General features: G+C 62.7%; 2 protein-coding genes. One reads left to right on the top strand and one right to left on the bottom strand.

Annotated features, from left to right (window positions below):
* On the bottom strand, nt 1-326 hold a 326-nt coding region (locus AC0T5L_RS27145; RefSeq protein ID WP_476168338.1), incomplete at its 3' end, for a helix-turn-helix domain-containing protein.
* Nucleotides 327-348: 22 nt separating this feature from the next.
* Here AC0T5L_RS27145 and tnpA point away from each other — a divergent pair.
* Nucleotides 349-743: IS200/IS605 family transposase (gene tnpA, locus AC0T5L_RS27140; protein ID WP_476168337.1), on the top strand; the 395-nt coding region annotated here is incomplete at its 3' end.

Raw genomic sequence — 743 nt, 5'->3', positions numbered from 1 at the left:
CTGAACCGGGGAGCACCCGTCTTGGGGCGCTTGCCCTTGAGGGAGTCGAAGAAGTTGCGGTAGGCAGTGTCCAGGTCCCGCAACGACTGCTGGAGCACGACCGCCGAGACCTCGCCCAGCCAGGAACGTTCCTCGGTCTTCTTCGCCTCGGTGATCAGCAGCTTGGACAGCTCGCCGGTCTTCGGGAACGCCTCACCGTCGGCACGCGCGGTCTCGCGGGCACGGAGGGCGTCGTTGTAGACCACGCGGGCGCACCCGAATGCCTTGGCCAGTTCAGTGCGTTGGTCGGCGTCCGGGTACACGCGGAAGGAGTACCGGAGCTGCATACCCTCATTCTATCATTGGTTTATGGATCAAAATGATGATGTTAGGACTGGTAGGCACTGTGTTTTCGCGCTGCATGCCCACTTGGTTTTCGTGACGAAGTACCGGCACCGGGTCTTCACCGACCAGCACCTGTCACGACTGGAGGAGATCATGCGGGCAGTGTGCGCGGACTTCGAGACCGAGCTGGTGGAGTTCAACGGCGAGAGCGATCATGTGCACCTGTTGGTGAACTTCCCGCCCAAGGTCGCGCCGTCGAAGCTGGTCAACAGTCTCAAGGGGGTGTCCTCGCGGCGGATGCGCCAGGAGTTCCCCGAACTGGAGCGCCACTATTGGCGGGCCAAGCGGTTGTGGTCGGGGTCCTACTTCGCCGGATCGGTCGGGGGTGCTCCGATCAGCGTGCTGCGCCAGTACATCGA

It is taken from the genome of Nocardiopsis sp. TRM 82005 (genome assembly GCF_056312425.1).
The sequence above is the reverse complement of the archived record's forward strand: the minus strand, read 5'-3'. Positions and strand labels throughout refer to the sequence as shown.